Annotated in this window: 17 protein-coding genes; 6 read left to right on the top strand and 11 right to left on the bottom strand. The window is 65.1% G+C overall.

Features of this window, described 5'->3' with window-relative positions; genetic code table 11:
- Positions 1-161: 161 nt before the first annotated feature.
- Together KCX70_RS20635 and KCX70_RS20630 are read right to left on the bottom strand one after the other, a co-directional pair.
- Positions 162-1358, bottom strand: coding sequence for a class I SAM-dependent rRNA methyltransferase (locus tag KCX70_RS20635; RefSeq protein ID WP_212618666.1), 1197 nt, complete (start codon positions 1356-1358; stop codon positions 162-164).
- A 304-nt stretch (positions 1359-1662) separates the two neighbouring features.
- Entirely contained in the window at positions 1663-2202 is a 540-nt protein-coding gene (locus KCX70_RS20630; protein WP_212618665.1) for a type 1 glutamine amidotransferase domain-containing protein, read from the bottom strand.
- Positions 2203-2465: 263 nt separating this feature from the next.
- Between KCX70_RS20630 and mutM the strand changes: the two genes are divergently transcribed.
- A complete protein-coding gene (mutM, locus tag KCX70_RS20625; protein WP_212618664.1) occupies positions 2466-3278 on the top strand; it encodes a bifunctional DNA-formamidopyrimidine glycosylase/DNA-(apurinic or apyrimidinic site) lyase in 813 nt (270 codons plus the stop codon).
- Positions 3279-3391: 113 nt separating this feature from the next.
- Complete coding sequence (locus KCX70_RS20620; protein WP_021206078.1) at positions 3392-3733, top strand: hypothetical protein; 342 nt, start codon at positions 3392-3394, stop codon at positions 3731-3733.
- 236 nt (positions 3734-3969) lie between these two features.
- On the opposite strand, the gene KCX70_RS20615 is transcribed toward KCX70_RS20620, so the two are convergent.
- From KCX70_RS20615 to KCX70_RS20595, 5 genes are all read right to left on the bottom strand, one after another.
- Positions 3970-4221 (bottom strand): YfhL family 4Fe-4S dicluster ferredoxin, encoded by a 252-nt coding sequence (locus tag KCX70_RS20615; RefSeq protein ID WP_021206077.1) that lies wholly within the window; start codon positions 4219-4221, stop codon positions 3970-3972.
- Positions 4222-4358: 137 nt separating this feature from the next.
- Positions 4359-4841, bottom strand: coding sequence for a pantetheine-phosphate adenylyltransferase (gene coaD / locus KCX70_RS20610; protein ID WP_102846855.1), 483 nt, complete (start codon positions 4839-4841; stop codon positions 4359-4361).
- 98 nt (positions 4842-4939) lie between these two features.
- Complete coding sequence (locus KCX70_RS20605) at positions 4940-6535, bottom strand: GMC family oxidoreductase (protein ID WP_212618663.1); 1596 nt, start codon at positions 6533-6535, stop codon at positions 4940-4942.
- A 40-nt stretch (positions 6536-6575) separates the two neighbouring features.
- Positions 6576-7112: a twin-arginine translocation pathway signal protein gene (locus KCX70_RS20600; RefSeq protein WP_212618662.1), complete on the bottom strand. Its 537-nt coding sequence runs from the start codon at positions 7110-7112 to the stop codon at positions 6576-6578.
- A gap of 23 nt (positions 7113-7135) precedes the next feature.
- The gene (locus tag KCX70_RS20595) at positions 7136-8566 is read right to left on the bottom strand and encodes a coniferyl aldehyde dehydrogenase (protein WP_212618661.1); all 1431 of its coding nucleotides are present in this window, start codon (positions 8564-8566) and stop codon (positions 7136-7138) included.
- Between the two features lie 131 nt (positions 8567-8697).
- Between KCX70_RS20595 and KCX70_RS20590 the strand changes: the two genes are divergently transcribed.
- A complete protein-coding gene (locus KCX70_RS20590; RefSeq protein ID WP_212618660.1) occupies positions 8698-9357 on the top strand; it encodes a TetR/AcrR family transcriptional regulator in 660 nt (219 codons plus the stop codon).
- Between the two features lie 13 nt (positions 9358-9370).
- Here the strand turns inward: KCX70_RS20590 and KCX70_RS20585 are convergent, their stop codons facing one another.
- From KCX70_RS20585 to KCX70_RS20570, 4 genes are all read right to left on the bottom strand, one after another.
- Positions 9371-10384 (bottom strand): hydrolase, encoded by a 1014-nt coding sequence (locus KCX70_RS20585; RefSeq protein WP_212620399.1) that lies wholly within the window; start codon positions 10382-10384, stop codon positions 9371-9373.
- 94 nt (positions 10385-10478) lie between these two features.
- Positions 10479-11078: a 16S rRNA (guanine(966)-N(2))-methyltransferase RsmD gene (gene rsmD / locus KCX70_RS20580; protein ID WP_021206070.1), complete on the bottom strand. Its 600-nt coding sequence runs from the start codon at positions 11076-11078 to the stop codon at positions 10479-10481.
- The gene (locus KCX70_RS20575; protein ID WP_212618659.1) at positions 11078-12616 is read right to left on the bottom strand and encodes a M16 family metallopeptidase; all 1539 of its coding nucleotides are present in this window, start codon (positions 12614-12616) and stop codon (positions 11078-11080) included. Before KCX70_RS20575 ends, rsmD begins: the two co-directional genes overlap by 1 nt.
- Positions 12609-13961 carry a M16 family metallopeptidase gene (locus KCX70_RS20570; protein WP_212618658.1) on the bottom strand — a complete coding sequence of 451 codons (1353 nt, stop codon included), beginning with the start codon at positions 13959-13961 and terminating at the stop codon, positions 12609-12611. The genes KCX70_RS20575 and KCX70_RS20570 overlap by 8 nt, the downstream gene beginning before the upstream one ends.
- Positions 13962-14195: 234 nt before the next feature.
- Between KCX70_RS20570 and ftsY the strand changes: the two genes are divergently transcribed.
- The 3 genes from ftsY to ftsX are packed head-to-tail and all read left to right on the top strand — an operon-like array spanning position 14196 to position 17181.
- Positions 14196-15506 (top strand): signal recognition particle-docking protein FtsY, encoded by a 1311-nt coding sequence (ftsY, locus tag KCX70_RS20565; RefSeq protein ID WP_212618657.1) that lies wholly within the window; start codon positions 14196-14198, stop codon positions 15504-15506.
- Positions 15503-16174, top strand: coding sequence for a cell division ATP-binding protein FtsE (gene ftsE / locus KCX70_RS20560; RefSeq protein WP_021206066.1), 672 nt, complete (start codon positions 15503-15505; stop codon positions 16172-16174). Before ftsY ends, ftsE begins: the two co-directional genes overlap by 4 nt.
- On the top strand, positions 16171-17181 hold the full coding sequence (gene ftsX / locus KCX70_RS20555; protein WP_212618656.1) for a permease-like cell division protein FtsX: 1011 nt from the start codon (positions 16171-16173) through the stop codon (positions 17179-17181). Before ftsE ends, ftsX begins: the two co-directional genes overlap by 4 nt.
- Positions 17182-17188: the final 7 nt, after the last annotated feature.

Below are 17188 nucleotides of genomic sequence, written 5' to 3'. Positions count from 1 at the left end.
ATGGTCGGGCTTCGGCGGTTGGCGGTGTGGTGGCCTCGACCGATGACGCCTCGCGATCTTCCACGGGTGGCCATCCACCCTACGCATGCACGGCGCGGCGGAAAGGTGACGTAGGGTGGATGTCGCTGTTTACATCCACCACTTGAGGTCCGCTCCGCCGGTCAACTGTTCGGCAGAATCCGGCAGGTGATGCTCTTGATATAGCGCGTCTCGGGAATAGCCGGGTGGACCGGGTGATCCGGTCCCTGGCTGCCGCGCTCCAGCAGCTGGATATTGCGATCCAGATGCCGTGCGCTGCCGAGCAGGATGTTTTGCAGGTTGTCTTCTTCCAGGTGCATCGAGCACGAAGCGCTGACCAGGATGCCGTCCTTGTTCAGCAGGCGCATGGCGTTTTCGTTGAGGCGACGGTACGCGGCTTCGCCATTCTTGATGTCCTTCTTGCGCTTGATGAAGGCCGGCGGGTCGGTGATCACCACGTCGAAACGCTCCTCGGCGTTCTTCAGCTCCCTCATCGCCTCGAAGGCGTCGCCCTCGACGCAGGTCATTTTCTCCGCGACGCCATTGAGCGCGGCATTGCGCTCGACGCCATCCAGCGCGAAGGCCGAGGCATCGACGCAGAACACTTCACTGGCGCCGAACGCCGCGGCTTGCACGCCCCAGCCGCCGATGTAGCTGAACAGGTCGAGCACGCGCTTGCCCTTGACGTAGGGCGCCAGGCGCGCGCGGTTCATGCGGTGGTCGTAGAACCAGCCGGTCTTCTGACCCTGCAGGACGGGGGCCTCGAACTTCACGCCGTTCTCTTCCAGCGCGACCCATTCCGGGACCACACCAAAGGCGGTATCGACGTAGCGTTCCAGGCCTTCGGCGTCGCGCGCACTGGAGTCGTTCTTCCACAGTACGCCGCGGGGCTTGAGCACCTGCACCAGCGCTTCGAGCACGGCATCCTTGTTGCGCTCCATGGTCGCCGAGGCCAACTGCACCACCAGGTGATCATGGAAACGGTCCACCACCAGGCCTGGTAGGAGGTCCGAGTCACCGTAGATCAGGCGGTAGCAAGGCTGATCGAACAGGCGATCGCGCAGCGACAGGGCCACCTGGATGCGATGCACCAGCAGCGACTTGTCCAGGCTGTGCTTCAGATCGCGCGACAGCAGGCGCGCGCAGATCAGGTTGTTCGGTGAAACCCCGACGATGCCCAGTGGCTTGCCACCCGCGGCTTCGAGGATCGCCTGGTCGCCGGCGGCGAAACCGCTCAGCGGAGTGGCGGCGGTGTCCACCTCGTTGCTGTAGACCCACAGGTGACCGGCGCGCAGTCGGCGATCGGCGTTGGCTTTGAGGCGCAGGCTGGGCAGGGTCATCGGGAGGGCTCCGGGTAAAAGGGCGGGATTATAGGGAGAAAAGCCGATAAAAGCGCTGGAGGCTTGAGGCTGGACGGGCCTGTGATCGTGGGTTTGTAAAAAAGATGATCGAGCCGGTCCCAGGTAAAGGACGCCACCTACGCTAGCTTCGGGCTTCGGGCTTCGGGCTTCGGGCTTCGGGCTTGCCTGCCGCCTGAAGCCCACCTGTAGGAGCAGGCCCTGCCTGCGACCAGCGTGACGCAGGAGCGCTGTCCGGTCGCAGGTAGAACCTGCTCCTACACGGGCGTGAAGCCTACGGCCGCTTCTACGCCGTCAATGCCTTGATCAGCGCCTCGCTGAAGGCTGGGATGTCGTCCGGTTTGCGGCTGCTGATCAGATGGCCGTCGACCACCACCTGCTCGTCGACCCAATCGGCACCAGCGTTCTTCAGGTCGTCGGTCAGCGAGGGCCAACTGGTCATCTTCTTGCCCTTGACCAGGTCCGCCGAGGCCAGCAGCCAGGCGCCGTGGCAAATGACCGCGATGGTCTTGTTCGCGCGGGCGGCGTCACGCACAAGCTCCTGGGCCATGTCGTCGGTGCGGATGGTATCGGAGTTGACCACGCCGCCGGGGAGCAGCACGGCGTCATAGTCTTCCATGTGAACGGTGTCGAAGGTTTTGTCGACGTGGAACTTGGTCGCTGGCGTCGTATGGTTCCAGCCGGTCACTTCGCCATTCTTCGCCGACACGATGTGGACGGTGGCGCCATTTTTCTCCAGTGCTTCCTTGGGTCCGGTCAATTCCACCTGCTCGAATCCGTCGGTTACCAGCGCCGCAATGTGCTTGCCTTTAAGTGACTCTGCCATTTCGTCCTCCTCGTAATTTCGATAGCGGTCCAGATTGGCGCTACTTGAAATCCGACCATGTTCTCGGCCAAAGTTCGCCGCCTTTGGCCCTGGCGATCTGCTCACCGTTGCCGCCTGCTTCGGCCGGGGCCTTGCCCGGCCGCCGCGCGTAACCGCCGCTCGACCCCGCCGGGTAACAGACGACCACGGCGAGCCGGAAGCAGCCTGACGGCGTGTTGCCAGTGCTGATAAGGTCATCTCCGGTTCATTGTCCGATAGCTCCCATGCCTGAACTTCCTGAAGTCGAAACCACCCGCCGCGGGATCGAAGCCCATCTGGTCGACCAGCGTGTCAGCCGCGTCATCGTCCGCGAACGACGCCTGCGCTGGCCGATTCCGGACGATCTCGATGCGCGCCTGTCGGGGCAGCGCATCGTGGTCGTGGAGCGGCGCGCCAAATACCTGCTGATCAAAGCTGAAGTGGGCACCCTGATCGCCCATCTCGGCATGTCCGGGAGCCTGCGGCTGGTACCGGCGGATCTGCCGGCGGCCAAGCACGAGCACGTGGACATCGTGCTCGAATCGGGAATGGCGCTGCGCTACACCGATCCCCGCCGTTTCGGCGCGCTGCTCTGGAGCGAGGACCCGCTGAGCCACGTGCTGCTGGCCAACCTGGGCCCGGAGCCGCTCAGTGATGCCTTCGATGGCGAACGCCTGTACCAGCTGTCGCGCGGGCGGAGCATGGCGATCAAGCCGTTCATCATGGACAACGCAGTGGTGGTCGGTGTCGGCAACATTTATGCGAGCGAGGCGCTGTTCGCGGCGGGGATCGATCCCCGACGGGCTGCCGGTGCGGTGTCGCGGGCGCGTTATTTGAAGCTGGCGGCCGAGATCAAGCGCATCCTGGCGTATGCCATCGAGCGCGGCGGCACCACACTGCGTGATTTCGTCGGTGGCGACGGCAAGCCCGGTTATTTTCAGCAGGAGCTGTTCGTCTACGGGCGGGCCGGCGAATTCTGCAGACAGTGCGGTTCGACCCTGCGCGACATTCGCCTGGGGCAGCGGGCCAGTGTCTATTGCGGCCGCTGCCAGCGTTGATGCGGCCACTGCGCAGGCATTGACGGCGTTCACGATCAATAAGTGGCGGCCGCTGCTATAGTGACCGGCACAACAATCATCTGCCTCGTTCCGCCCAGCTGAAGGACCACATCATGAATCTGTTTCGCTCCACCGCTGTTGTCTTGGCCCTGACCACCGGTCTGCTGGCGATTCCCGCTCAGGCGCAGTCGGTGCAGCAGAATGCCAGCGGCGATCCGATGTACACCGTCGAGGCGCCGAAGGCGTTTTCCATCGTCGGCGATCTGTTCATCGCGCGCCCGTTGCTGATCGCGGCAACGGCCATCGGCGCCGGCCTGTTCGTGGTCAGCCTGCCGTTCAGCGCCATGGGCGGCGGCATCAAGGAAACCGGCAAGGCGCTGGTCGTCGAGCCCGGCGCCGCGGCCTTCGCCCGCTGCCTGGGTTGCACCCGCGTCGGCTACAACCGCCAGGACTGATCCAGGCTTCGACGATCGCATCGCGATCCGTCCACCCACGGCTCCGCCGCGTTACCGCGTGCGGAGCCGTGTCGTTTCTGAGGTTCCTTTCGGATACGGGCTAGGGCGTGACGCGCGCAGGCGGCAGCGGCTCGGACTTCCGGGACCTGGTGTCACCGGCGTGCTGCGTATGCGATAGGAACGATGCCGCTCTGGCCGGGCGTCGGCCGGGCGTCGGGCGGGTGCGGGTTGGCCGGTCAGGCCTTGCCGGTGATGATCAGGTACTTTTGCATCAGCTCGTCCTTGCTCTCGACGTTGTTCGCGTCCAGCGGTATGCAATCGACCGGGCAGACCTGCTGGCATTGCGGCTCATCGTAGTGACCGACACATTCGGTGCACAGGTTGGGATCGATGACGTAGATTTCCTCACCCTGGGAAATCGCGCTGTTCGGGCACTCGGGCTCGCACACGTCGCAGTTGATGCAGTCATCGGTGATTATCAGGGACATCCAGCTAACTCCAGCTGCGGCGTCGGCCGCAGCGCAGGTAAGAACGACGCGCCAATTTTGCCGCATCCGTCCGGCCGGTGCACGCGACAGTGCATACGCTCCGGCCAGCGGTTGCCCTCGGCGCTGCCGCCGAGGCGTTAGCGCGAGGCGTAGCGCTCGGTCAGCGCCTTCATCACCGAGGGGTGAACGAACTTGGAGACATCGCCACCAAGACGCGCGATCTCGCGGACCAGGGTCGAGGAAATATAGGAAAACTTTTCTGAGGGCGTCAGGAACAGGCTTTCGACGTTGGGCGCCAGTTGCCGGTTCATGTTCGCCAGCTGGAATTCGTATTCGAAATCGGACACTGCGCGCAGACCGCGTAGTAGCACGTTGGCCTTCTGCTCGATGACGAAATGCGCCAGCAGCGTGGAGAAGCCCAGCACCTTCACGTTCGGCAAGTGCGAGGTGACTTCCTGTGCCAGAGCTACACGCTGTTCGAGCGGAAACAAGGGATTCTTGTTAGGACTGGCAGCGACCGCAATGATGACCTCATCGAACAGGCGCGACGCGCGCTCGACCAAGTCGGTGTGGCCCATGGTGATCGGATCGAAGGTTCCCGGATACAGCACTCGATTCATCGCGGCGTCCTGACGCATGCGTGGGGGGTGGATGGTAGCGGCTCGGTCACGGCAGCGTCAAAGCGGATCACCGCCGGATGCCGCCGTAGCACTGCCGTTCACGGATTTTTCAATCGTTCGGCCAGTTGACTCGAGAGCTTTGCGGCCAGTCCGTAGATGGACAGCTGCGGGTTGGCACCGATGCTGGTGGGGAACAGCGAGCCGTCATGAATCGACAGGTTGGCCAATTGATGGTGCCGCCCGAGACTATCGACCACCGCCTGGCGCGGATCTTCACCCATGGCGCAGCCTCCCATGACGTGGGCGCTGCCGAGTCGGGTGCGATAGCGTTCCAGCTTCAGGCCGTCGATCAACTGGCGCGCCTGCTCCGGGCGGGTCACGTAGTCGGCGTCGCTGTGCAACGGCAGGACCGCCTTGGCGCCGGCCGCGAACTGAATCTCGGCCATGCTGTGATAGGCACGGCGGATGCCGTCCCAGGTGTAGTCGGTCATTCGATAATCGAGCGTCGGCGAGCCGTCGTTGCGCAGCTGGACCTGGCCTTCGGCGCTGTCCGGATGAAAGCCGTCGCGCATCAGGGCGATCATCGCGTTGGTGTGTGGCAGCTGCTCCATCCGCAGGGCATTGTCTACGCCGAAGCGTCCGAGCAGCGTCGCCGCCAGGGCCGGATGCACGGGCGGCACCTCGAGTTTGTAGGACATCCGTCCGCCAGCGCCGTCGCGCCACTGGAAGTGATCGGAATAGACCGACTGTGGCGCGCCGTAGAACGGGTTGATCACCGTCTCGAATTGCGCGGCAGAAAAATTTACCGGGTGCAGGAAGGTGCGTTTGCCGAGCCGATGATGCGGGTCGGGCGCATCCGAGCGCAGCAGGATGGCGGGCGTGTTGATGCCACCGCCGGCCAGGATGTAGTGCCGCGCGCGGACCCTGATCCGCCGTCCGCTCGGGCTGACGCACAGCGGGTCCATGGCCACGCATTCCAGCGCGGTCACGCGATCACGCTCGACCACCAGGCGTTCGGCGCGGGTCAGGTAGAGCAGTTCGCCGCCGCTCTCGAGCATCGCGGGAATGGTGGTCACCAGCATCGATTGCTTGGCGTTGGTCGGACAGCCCATGCCGCAGTAGCCCAGGTTCCAGCAGCCGCGCACGTTGCGTGGGATCACCGCCCAGCTGTAGCCGAGGGCTTCGCAGCCGTCGCGGATCACCTGGTTGTTGGCGTTGGGTGGCAACTGCCAGTGCTCGACACCCAGGCGGCGCTCCATTCGTTCGAACCAGGGCGCCAGGTCCTGCTCGGAGAGCCCTCGGACGTCGTGCTCGCGGGCCCAGTGCTCGAGCGTGGCCGGTGGCGTGCGAAAGCTGGAGGTCCAGTTCACCAGGGTCGACCCGCCCACTGCGCGGCCCTGAAGAATGGTGATGGCACCGTCGCGGCTGGTGCGGCCGATGGCTTCCTGATAGAGCGAGGCATAGGCGGTCGGTTCCTGCATGTCGAAGTCACGGCTGCTGCGCAGCGGACCTTCTTCGATCAGCAGTACCCGGTAGCCAGCCGCGCTGAGTATTTCGGCGCTGGTGCCGCCGCCGGCACCGCTGCCAACGATGGCGATGTCAGCTTCGAGCGTGGCGTCGTGCTCGAGTCGCGAACCGTCATGGGTCTTCCAGCCGCGGGCGATACCTTCGGCGATCGGGTCGGAAACGGGCATCTGTTCTCCTTGATGCGGGCGGCGTTGGCAGCTGTTCGATCTAGACGGTCGGCGGGCCGGGATAACCGCAGCGCGCCCAGGATTCCGGACGGCCATACCAGGCCATCAGGATCATCTGCTGAAGTGAGGCATGTCCCTGCTTGAACAGGTCGATCGAGCTGTTTTCCCAGCGCCGCAGAAACGCCACCACCGTGGCATCCTGCGCCTGCTCCCAGCCGTTCCACACGCCCGTCAGCGGGCCACGGGTGAGTGGTAACGAAAGCAGATCGAATAACTGTCGAACCTGCTGCGCGACGGCGGGCGACAGGCGCGCCAGGCCTTGATCGAGGCTCGTCAGGGTGCTCTGCACGGCGCCGGGCAGGTTCGCCGCGGCTGTTGCGCCCTCGAGCATCACCGCTGCCACCCGGCGCAGCATCGGCAGGTCACTGTCACGCAGCAGCACGAAGCCCTGCGCCGGGCGCTCGGGGCTGCAGCCGGAGAGGCTGCCGATCAGGCCTGCCCCGGCAAGGGCGGCGCTGCCGAACAGGCCGACACGGAGCAGTGTGCGGCGGGAGACGGGACTGTCGGTATCGATCATTCTGAGGGCCACGGTTGCGCTGCTCAGCGTACGAAGAGCATGTAGACGAGCTTCTGCAGCGTCTTGCCATAGGGCGGATAGATCAGCCGGGCCGCATTGAAGCGTTGTTTGACGAAGACGCCCTTGGCCTTGCTGAAGGTGAGAAAGCCGTCGTGCCCATGGTAATGACCCATGCCGGACGGGCCGATGCCGCCAAATGGCAGGTCGTCCTGCGCCACATGCAACAGCGTGTCGTTGAGGCAGACACCGCCGGAATGGGTATGGCGCAGCACCCGGCGCTGCTCGGTCTTGTCGTAACCGAAGTAGTACAGCGCCAGCGGACGCGGTCTTGCATTGACGTAGGCGAGCGCCTGGTCGATCCCGTCGTAGGGTACGACCGGCAGCAGCGGGCCGAAGATTTCGTCCTGCATGACCTGCATGTCGTCGTTCACCTCGAGCAGCACATGCGGTGGCATACGCCGCTGCTGGCCCTGCTCGTGCAGCGGTAGCACGCGGGCACCCTTCGCCCGGGCGTCGTCCAGATAAGCCTGCAGTCGGGCATGCTGCCTGCGGTTGATGATGGCGGTGTAGTCCGGGTTGTCGTCGAGCTGCGGATAGAAGCGTCGCACCGCCTTGCCATAGGCTTCGACGAACGCATCGACGCGCGGCCGCGGCACGAGCACGTAGTCCGGCGCGACGCAGGTCTGGCCTGCATTGAGGGTCTTGCCGAAGGCGATGCGCTCGGCGGCATCGGCCAGCGGCACGTCGGCCGATACGATCGCCGGTGACTTGCCACCCAGCTCGAGGGTGACCGGCGTGAGATGCTCCGCTGCGGCACGCATCACCTGGCGGCCCACGCTGGTGCTGCCGGTGAACAGCAGGTGATCAAATGGCAGTTGCGAGAACGCGACAGCGGTATCGACGTCGCCGAGGATGACCGCGACCTGGCTTTCGGGAAAGATCTGCGCCAGCAGTTCCCTGAGCAGCGCACCGGTCACCGGCGTGGCCTCGCTCATCTTCAGCATGATCCGGTTGCCGGCCGCCAGTGCGCCGATCATCGGGCCGATCGCCAGATAAAGGGGATAGTTCCAGGGGACGATGATGCCGACCACTCCCAGCGGCTGGTAGACCACGCGGGCACTGGCCGGCTGGAAGGCCAGGCCGACCCGGCGTCGGGACGGCGCCATCCAGCGCCGCAGGTGGCGCTTGGCGTGTCGGATGCCGTGCAGGCTGGGCATGATTTCCGCCAGCCGTGTTTCGTCTGCCGCACGGTTGCCGAAGTCCTCGCTAATGGCCTCGATGATCGGCCGCTGATGGCTCGCGAGCAGGTCGTGGAGCGCCTCCAGCCATTGCAGGCGATCCTCGGCGCTGGGGCTGGGAGCGGCCTGGAACGCCTGGCGCTGCTTTTCGAACAGCGTTTGCAGGCGCCCGGTCTCGAGACTGGACTGATTCGCATGGAGGGCATCGGCAAGCATGGTGCGATATCCGGAAGGGTGACCAGTCGATGCTTTTAGAGTAATGACTCTAACCTGTCAAACCCGTGCGCATCCCGGGCGGGCGGGGTACCTTTGCGGTCTCCGTTTCAGCGTGCCGAACCACATCCCGCATGACCGCCAGATCAACTACCCGCGAGCGCATCCTGCAAGCCAGCCTGGAACTGTTCAACGCCAGCGGCGAGCGCAGCGTGACCACCAACCATATCGCCGCACACCTGGCGATATCCCCGGGCAACCTTTATTACCACTTTCGCAACAAGCAAATGATCATCGCCGAGCTGTTCGAGCGCTACGAGGCGAATGTCGACAGCTTCCTGCAACTGCCGGAAGGGCGCGCGCTGAACATCGAGGACAAGGCCCGGTATCTCGAGGCGCTGCTCTCGGCGATGTGGGATTACCGCTTCCTGCATCGCGATCTTGAACACCTGCTCGGCAGCGATGCGCAGTTGGCAGAGCGTTACCGGCTGTTCGCCCAGCGCCACCTGCGCAGTGCGCAGCGCATCTACCAGGGGTTCGTTGAGGCCGGCATCCTCGACATGACGCCAGCGCAAGTGGAGTCGCTGGCCGTCAATGCCTGGATCATCATGACCTCCTGGGTCCAGTTCCTCTGCAGCTTGCACGGCACGCCGGACCAGGCGCTCGACAGAGGCATGCTGCGGCGCGGCATCTTCCAGTTGCTGGCGCTGGAGGAGGGCTTCGTGACAGCCCAGGCGCGTCCGGCCGTGGCGCGTCTGCTGGCTCAACTGAAGGGGCCGCTCGTGGCCGATTGAGACGGCGCCGCCATTAGCGCGCCGACAGCCACTCGGGTATTCGGTGTTCCAGGTAGTAACGCGGCGCCAGCGGCGAGCCCTCGACGAAGCCGACATGGCCGCCGGTGCGGTGCAGTTCCATGCTTGTGCTGGCGGACAGCTCTGCGGGCTCGGGCACGCTGTGGCGGAACACGAAAGGGTCGTCCTCGGCCTGGATCAGCAGCGTCCGCACGCGGATATCCGGCAGAAAATAGCGACTCGAGGCGCGGCGATAGTAGTCGCTGGCGTCGGCGTAGCCGTGCAGCGGTGCGGTGAAGCGACCGTCGAAATCCCAGAAGGTGCGCATCCCCTCCAGGGGCCCGAGCTGTTCCAGTGCCGACAGGCGTTCGACATGCCCCTGGCTGGCGAACAGACGCCGCTTGTCACGCACATAGGCGACCAATTCACGCATGAAGTGCGCCTGGTAGACGCGCGAGAAACCGCGGCCGATGCGATCGGCACACTGATCGAGACGAAAGGGTACCGAGACGGCCACGGCTCGCTGCAACGGAGCGGTGGTGCCTGCTTCGCCGAGGTACTTGAGCAGCACGTTACCTCCCAGCGAGTAGCCGACCGCATGGAGCGGGGCCAGCGGGCGAGCGGCCTGCACGTGCGCGATGACTTCGGCCAGGTCGTCGCTGGCGCCGGAGTGATAGGCGCGTGGCAGTAGATTCGGCTCGCCGGAGCAACCACGCCAGTTGATCGCGACGCTGGCCCAGCGGCGTTCGGCCAGGCGTTGTTGCAGGCCCAAAACGTAGTGGGAACTGGATGAGCCGGTCAGCCCATGCAGCACCAGCACCAGGGGTGCCGACGGTTCATGCACGCCGTGCCAGTCGAGATCGATGAAGTCGCCGTCGGCCAGCCACATCCGCTCGCGTCGGCGTGACAGTGTGGGTAGGCGACGGAAGAAGGCGCTCCACAGCGTCTGCAGATGGCCGCCGGGCAGCCACCAGGCGGGAGCGAAGGCAGCCCCGGGGTCGGATTCTGCGGGGGTGCCAGAGATGGTCATGGACACGGGGAGGCCCTGCGAATGGTGGTGTGACAGGCGGTTCTGCAGGCGAACGAACGAATGTTGCCGACGGCGTCGAGTCGATGCCGCCGGGTCAGGTTTCGCCGTTGCGCTCCCAGAGGGCGTAGTGCACGTTGCCGGCCTTCTTCTCGCGGTGCAGCCGCCAATTGCCGGGCAGGCCTAGGCTCGAGGGCTGTGTCTCGCTCTCGGTGTAGATCCAGGCCTGCTTGGCGAGCCAACCCTTGCCTTCCAGCAGCGCGCAGGCGGGTTGCAGCAGGTTCTTGTTGAACGGCGGATCGAGGAACACCAGATCGAAGGGCGTCGGCGTCTGGGTCTCCAGGTAGCGCAGCGCGTCGCTTTGCAGCAGCTGTCCCTGACCGCAGCTCAGGGTGTCCAGATGCTTGCGCAGGCTGGCGATGGCGTTGGCGTTCAAGTCCAGCGCCAGCGCCAGGCTCGCGCCGCGCGACAGCGCCTCGAGATAGAGCGCGCCGCTGCCGGTGAAGGGATCGAATACCCGGGCGCCGGAGAGATAGGGCGCCAGCCAGTTGAACAGGGTTTCGCGCACCCGGTCCGGTGTCGGACGCAGGCCTTCGGCATCCGGAAAGCTGAAGCGCCGGCTGCGCCATTCACCGCCGATGATACGCAACTGGCCCTGGCCACCATGGGCGGAAGGGCGGAGGGGAGGGTTGGCCATCAGTGCTCCGGAACGCCGCTGGGTTGTTCGAGGGGCTTCTCGCTCGGTGCCGGCAGCGGCTTCTGCTCGACTTGCGGGCCGACCGTGACGATCACGAAATCCTCTGCGCTGAGGTGCTTGTTCATCGCGGCCTTGACCTCTTCGACCGAGAGCGCCTGCACCTGTTGCATGAAGTCTTCGAGGTAGGTCAGTGGCAGGTTGTAAAAGCCGATGCTGCCCAACTGGCCGACGATGTCGGCATTGCTCGCTGTCGACAGCGGGAAGCTGCCGGCGATTTCACGTTTGCTGCGCTCCAGTTCGGCCTGGGTCGGTCCGTTCTTGAGGAACTCGTCGACCAGCGTCTGTACCAGTTGCAGCGTCCCCTCCGAGAGGCTCGCACGGGTCTGCAGGTTGATCATGAACGGCCCGTTGGTCTGCATCGGGCTGAACCCGGAGTAGATGCCATAGGTCAGCCCGCGTTTTTCCCGAACCTCTTCCATCAGGCGGGTGCCGAAGCCTCCGCCGCCAAGGATCTGGTTACCCAGGTAGAGTGCCGCATAGTCCGGGTCCCCACGCGGGATGCCGAGCTGCGCCAACATCAGATGGGTCTGGTTGGATGGGAAATCGATGTGCCGTGTGCCCGCCTCGGGAGCGCTCGGGGCTGGTGGTGGCGGCAAGGCCGGGCCCTGTCCCAGGGCTGCCGATACCTGTTCGGCGATTGCCTGGGCTTCGGTCCGGTCGAGGTCGCCGACCAGGGCGATCACCGCGTTAGCGGCGGTGTAGGCCTTGGCGTGGAAGGCGCGAAGCTGATCGGCATCGATGGCCGGAATGCTATCCGGCGTACCCTCGCTGGGGTGCGCGTAGGGATGATCCTGATAAAGCTGCTCGAACAGTTCGAGGCTGGCCAGCTTGCCCGGGTTCTGCTTCTGGAACTCGAAGCCGGCCAGCACCTGGTTCTTGATCCGTTGCAGCGAATTGGCAGGGAAGGTCGGATGGCCAACGACCTGGCTGAACAGTTTCAGGGCCGGCTCGCGCTTGTCCGGTGCGCTCAGGCTACGCAGGCTGGCGACGGCCATGTCGCGATAGGAGCCGTTGCCGAACTCCGCACCCAGGCTTTCGAAGCCTTCGGCAATGGCGGTGACATCCTTGCCTTCGATACCTTCGTTGAGCATGGCGTTGGTCAGCATCGCCAGGCCCGGCATGTCGCCGTCCTGGCTGCTGCCGGCGGCGAACGTCAGGCGCAGATCGAACATCGGCAGTTGGTGGGCCTCGACGAACAGCACCCGAGCACCGCCGGTCGTCTGCCAGCTCTGAATGTCCAGCTCCCGGCGCGCCAGCGGCTTGTTGTCGAGTTCGCCGAGGGATTCGATTCTTGTCTTGTTCTCGTCGGCCGCCTTGGCAATGGCTTGCCCCGACTCGGCCGGGGTGGCGACGGTCTCTTCGTTAGGCACCGGGATCGCCGAGGCCGCCTCGCCGGTATCTTCGCAGGCGGCAAGCCCCAGGCAGGCCATCAACAGCACACCGAGCAGGCTGCGATGCAACGGGTTGCGATCACTCATCGCTGGTCTCCTCGGGTAGAACATGGGCCACGCTCAGGCGGGAGCGGGTGAAATAATGGCGAGCGGCTTGCTGTATGTCGTCCGCGGTGACGGCTTCCAGCGCACTGAGCTCCTCGTCCATCAGGCGCCAGGACAGTCCGACGCTTTCCAGCTGGCCGATGGTGGTGGCCTGCTGGCTGATGGAGTCGCGCTCATAGACCAGCCCGGCGATGACCTGGGCCCGTACGCGCTCGAGTTCTTCCTGGCTCGGCGCGCTCTGCTTGAGCTGCTCGAGCTGCTTCCACAGGCCCGCTTCCACGTCTTCCAGGCTACGGTCCTTCTGCCGGTTGGGCGTGGCGCTGAGCACGAACAGCGAATCGCCGCGTGTGTAGGCGTCGTACCAGGCCGAGGCACTGGTCACCAGTTCTTCGCCGCGCTCGAGCTGTTGCGGCAGGCGCGCGCTGTAGCCGCCGTCGAGCAGCGCGCTGATCAGGCGCAGGGCATGGATCTCACCCGGCGTTTCGCTGGTCGCCAGGCTGGGGGTGTTGAAAGCCATGATCAGGCTCGGCACCTGCGTCTTGACGTGCAGGGTGAGCCGTCGCTCGCCCGGCTCGTCCAGCTCCAGCGGACTCTTGGCATCGGGCACCGGTCGGCTCGCGATAGGGCCGAAATACCGTTCGGCCAGCTCGCGTACCTCGGCCTGGGTGACATCGCCGACCACCACCAGGGTGGCGTTGTTGGGGACGTACCAGCGCTCGTACCAGCGCCGCAGTTCCTCGACGCTCATACGCTCGAGGTCGGCCATCCAGCCGATGGTCGGCGTGTGGTACCCGCTGGCGGGATAGGCCATCGCCTTGAAGCGCTCGAAGGCCAGGGCACTGGGCTTGTCGTCGGTGCGCAGCCGGCGTTCCTCCTTGATCACCTCGATCTCCCGAGCGAACTCGTCGGCTGGCAGCTTCAGGCTGGCCAGGCGGTCGGCTTCGAGTTCGAAGGCAACCGCCAGCCGGTCGCGTGCCAGCACCTGGTAGTAGGCGGTGTAGTCGTCGCTGGTAAAGGCGTTCTCCTCGGCACCGAGCTCGCGCAGGATGCGCGAGGCTTCGCCGGCTTCGAGCTTGCCGCTGCCCTTGAACATCATATGCTCGAGCGCATGCGACAAGCCGGTCTGCCCGGGCGATTCATAGCTGGAGCCCACCTTGTACCAGAGCTGGGACACCACGACCGGCGCGCGGTGATCTTCGCGTACGACCACCTTGAGGCCGTTGTCCAGCATGAATTCGTGGGTGGGCTGGCTGTCGGCTGCAACGACCAGGGGCAAATACAGGGCGCCGAACAACAGGGCTGCGGCGCTGCGTAGCATCGGGGGCATAGTCAGGGCTCGTTCAGGGATCGGTCTCGCTGCACGGTCAAGGGCAGTCGGGCACGGTAGGCCATGGTACTGGGGCATCGGGATCAGGGCAAAGCGGCCGAACCTCAGGCCATCATCGCCGTGCCGCTGGCGGATGGCCGCGCTTAGCGCCAGCGGTTGCGCAGTGCTAGGATAGGCCCCGTCTGGCCGGTGGCGTGACCGCCGGCGTTTCGCCCTCTTGAGAAAATCTTCTCCATGTTTGGTTCCAACGACGATAAGAAGACGCCGGCCGCGGCCGGCGAAAAGAAAGGCTTGTTCGGCTGGTTGCGCAAGAAGCCGCAGACGCCCGCCGCCGAGCCTCCGCCCGCCGAGCCGCTGGAAGACAGCCAACCGTTCGCGGACGAGCCCGATAACGTACAGCGCGAAGACCAGCCCAGCGAAGAACCGGCCCGTGCTGAGCAGGCCGAGCCCGCCGACCTGCCGGTGATGGAGCCGGACACCGTCTTGCACGCCGAGCCCGAGCCTGAGCCCGAGCAGGTTCAGCCCAAGGAGGTTCCAGAGGCGCCTGCATTGGCCGAGATGGCTATCGAGCCGGCGCCCGCCGTCGCCGAGGCACCGGCCAAGCTGGGCTTTTTCGCGCGCCTCAAGCAAGGCCTGTCGAAGACCAGCGCCAGCATCGGCGAAGGCATGGCCAGCCTGTTCCTGGGCAAGAAGGCCATCGATGACGACTTGCTGGATGAGCTGGAAACCCGGCTGCTGACCGCGGACGTCGGCGTCGAAGCCACCACGGCGATCATGCAGAACCTCACCCGTCGCGTCTCTCGCAAGGAGCTGGCCGACAGCGGCGCCCTGTACAAGGCGTTGCAGGAAGAGCTCGCCGCGCTGCTCAAACCGGTCGAACAACCGCTGGTGGTCGACAACGGCAAGCGGCCGTTCGTCATCCTGGTGGTCGGCGTCAACGGCGTCGGCAAAACCACCACCATCGGCAAGCTGGCCAAGAAACTTCAGCTCGAAGGCAAAAAGGTCATGCTGGCCGCCGGCGATACGTTCCGTGCGGCGGCGGTCGAGCAGTTGCAGGTCTGGGGCGAGCGCAACAAGATTGCCGTGATCGCCCAGCACACCGGCGCCGATTCCGCTTCGGTGATCTTCGATGCGGTGCAGGCGGCCAAGGCACGCGGTATCGATGTGCTGATCGCCGATACCGCGGGTCGTCTGCATACCAAGGACAACCTGATGGAAGAGCTGAAGAAGGTCCGTCGGGTGATGGGCAAGCTGGACGAGACGGCACCGCACGAAGTGCTGTTGGTGCTCGATGCCGGCACCGGCCAGAACGCCATCAACCAGACCAAGCAGTTCAACCAGTCGGTGGAGCTGACCGGTCTCGCGCTGACCAAGCTCGATGGCACCGCCAAGGGTGGGGTGATCTTCGCCCTGGCCAAGCAGTTCGGCACGCCGATCCGCTATATCGGTGTCGGCGAAGGCATCGACGACCTGCGCACCTTCGAAGCGGACGCTTTCGTCAATGCGCTGTTCGCCGAGAAAGGGACGAGCGGAGCCTCGTCATGATTCGTTTCGATCAGGTCGGCAAGCGCTATCCCAACGGCCACGTCGGGCTGCACGAGCTGTCCTTTCACGTGCAACGTGGCGAGTTCCTCTTCGTCACCGGCCATTCCGGGGCGGGCAAGAGCACCTTGCTGCGCCTGCTGCTGGCGATGGAACGGCCCACCAGCGGCAAGCTGCTGCTGGCTGGTCAGGATCTGGCACGAATCAGCAATGCGCAGATCCCCTTTTTGCGGCGGCAGATTGGCGTGGTGTTCCAGAATCACCAGCTGCTGTTCGATCGCACCGTATTCGACAACGCCGCGCTACCACTGCAGATCCTCGGGCTGAACAAGCGTGAGATCGGCCAGCGGGTCATGACGGCGCTGGATCGCGTCAGCCTCAAGGACAAGGCGCTGCAATACCCGGCGGACCTTTCGACGGGGCAGCAACAGCGTGTCGGTATCGCCCGTGCCGTGGTGCACCGTCCGGCGTTGCTGCTGGCCGATGAACCGACCGGTAACCTCGACCCGCGTCTGGCGGCGGAGATCATGGGAGTGTTCGAAGACATCAATCGCCTCGGCACCACGGTGCTGATCGCCAGCCATGACCTGGCGCTGATCGCGCGCATGCGTCATCGCATGCTCACGTTGCAGCGCGGTCGCCTGATCGGCGACGGGGAGGCCGCCCGATGAGCGCACCCGAGCAGAATCCAAACCCTGCCGAGCGCGCCGGTGGCGTGCGCAACAAACCGGAGCAGCCAAGGGGCGATGAGCCGGATTTCAAGACCCTGTTTCACGCCTGGGTTGAGAGCCATCGCGCCAGTGTGGCCGACAGTGTCGGCCGGCTGGTCAAGCAGCCCATCGGCAGCTTCTTCACCTGCCTGGTAATGGCCGTGGCGCTGAGCCTGCCCATGGGGCTGGCGCTCCTGCTGGACAATGTCGAGCGGCTCGGTGGTTCCTGGCAGCGGGCGGCGCAGATTTCGCTGTTCATGAAGCTCGATGTGGGCGCGGAGCAGGGCCGAACGCTGCGCGAGCAGATCCTCGAGATGCCCGATGTGGCGGAAGCCAGCTGGATCAGCCGCGAACAGGCGCTGGAAGAATTCCAACAGCTGTCCGGTCTCGGTGAGGCGCTGCGCGAGCTGCCGGAGAACCCGCTGCCGGGGGTGATCCTGGTCACGCCCAGCAAGGTCGATCGCGATGGCCTCGAAGCCCTGCGGCAACGCCTGGCTGAGCTGCCCGGGGTCGAGCAGGCGCAGCTCGACCTGCTCTGGGTCGAGCGCTTGACGGCCATCCTCAAGCTCGGCGATCGATTCGTCTTCGGCCTCAGCCTGTTGCTGATCGCGACGCTGCTATTGGTGATCGGCAACACCATCCGGCTGCATATCGAGAACCGTCGGACGGAGATCGAGGTGGTCAAACTGGTCGGCGGAACCGACGGCTACGTGCGGCGTCCCTTTCTCTACATGGGCGCCCTGTACGGCCTGGGTGCAGGGTTGATCGCCTGGTTGCTGCTGGCCTACGGGCTGGGCTGGTTGAACGAGGCCGTGGTTGGGCTGGCCGGTCTGTACGGCAGCGACTTCGGCCTGACCGGCGTGCCGGCCGATGACGCCCTGTCGCTGGTCCTCGGCGCGGTATTGCTGGGCTACATCGGCGCCTGGCTGGCAGTTGCCCGTCACCTGAGTGAGCTGGCTCCTCGCTAAGTGTCTG

It is taken from the genome of Stutzerimonas stutzeri, from assembly GCF_018138085.1.
Taxonomy (GTDB): Bacteria; Pseudomonadota; Gammaproteobacteria; order Pseudomonadales; family Pseudomonadaceae; genus Stutzerimonas; species Stutzerimonas stutzeri_AI.
Note: the sequence above shows the minus strand (reverse complement) of the source record. Positions and strands in the feature narration are given on the sequence as shown.

Excerpts from the sequence above, each read along its gene's own strand:
- KCX70_RS20635 (WP_212618666.1), bottom strand. The coding sequence starts at position 1,358 with ATGACCCTGCCCAGCCTGCGCCTCAAAGCCAACGCCGATCGCCGACTG.
- KCX70_RS20630 (WP_212618665.1), bottom strand. The coding sequence starts at position 2,202 with ATGGCAGAGTCACTTAAAGGCAAGCACATTGCGGCGCTGGTAACCGAC.
- mutM (WP_212618664.1), top strand. The coding sequence starts at position 2,466 with ATGCCTGAACTTCCTGAAGTCGAAACCACCCGCCGCGGGATCGAAGCC.
- KCX70_RS20620 (WP_021206078.1), top strand. The coding sequence starts at position 3,392 with ATGAATCTGTTTCGCTCCACCGCTGTTGTCTTGGCCCTGACCACCGGT.
- KCX70_RS20615 (WP_021206077.1), bottom strand. The coding sequence starts at position 4,221 with ATGTCCCTGATAATCACCGATGACTGCATCAACTGCGACGTGTGCGAG.
- coaD (WP_102846855.1), bottom strand. The coding sequence starts at position 4,841 with ATGAATCGAGTGCTGTATCCGGGAACCTTCGATCCGATCACCATGGGC.
- KCX70_RS20605 (WP_212618663.1), bottom strand. The coding sequence starts at position 6,535 with ATGCCCGTTTCCGACCCGATCGCCGAAGGTATCGCCCGCGGCTGGAAG.
- KCX70_RS20600 (WP_212618662.1), bottom strand. The coding sequence starts at position 7,112 with ATGATCGATACCGACAGTCCCGTCTCCCGCCGCACACTGCTCCGTGTC.
- KCX70_RS20595 (WP_212618661.1), bottom strand. The coding sequence starts at position 8,566 with ATGCTTGCCGATGCCCTCCATGCGAATCAGTCCAGTCTCGAGACCGGG.
- KCX70_RS20590 (WP_212618660.1), top strand. The coding sequence starts at position 8,698 with ATGACCGCCAGATCAACTACCCGCGAGCGCATCCTGCAAGCCAGCCTG.
- KCX70_RS20585 (WP_212620399.1), bottom strand. The coding sequence starts at position 10,384 with ATGACCATCTCTGGCACCCCCGCAGAATCCGACCCCGGGGCTGCCTTC.
- rsmD (WP_021206070.1), bottom strand. The coding sequence starts at position 11,078 with ATGGCCAACCCTCCCCTCCGCCCTTCCGCCCATGGTGGCCAGGGCCAG.
- KCX70_RS20575 (WP_212618659.1), bottom strand. The coding sequence starts at position 12,616 with ATGAGTGATCGCAACCCGTTGCATCGCAGCCTGCTCGGTGTGCTGTTG.
- KCX70_RS20570 (WP_212618658.1), bottom strand. The coding sequence starts at position 13,961 with ATGCCCCCGATGCTACGCAGCGCCGCAGCCCTGTTGTTCGGCGCCCTG.
- ftsY (WP_212618657.1), top strand. The coding sequence starts at position 14,196 with ATGTTTGGTTCCAACGACGATAAGAAGACGCCGGCCGCGGCCGGCGAA.
- ftsE (WP_021206066.1), top strand. The coding sequence starts at position 15,503 with ATGATTCGTTTCGATCAGGTCGGCAAGCGCTATCCCAACGGCCACGTC.
- ftsX (WP_212618656.1), top strand. The coding sequence starts at position 16,171 with ATGAGCGCACCCGAGCAGAATCCAAACCCTGCCGAGCGCGCCGGTGGC.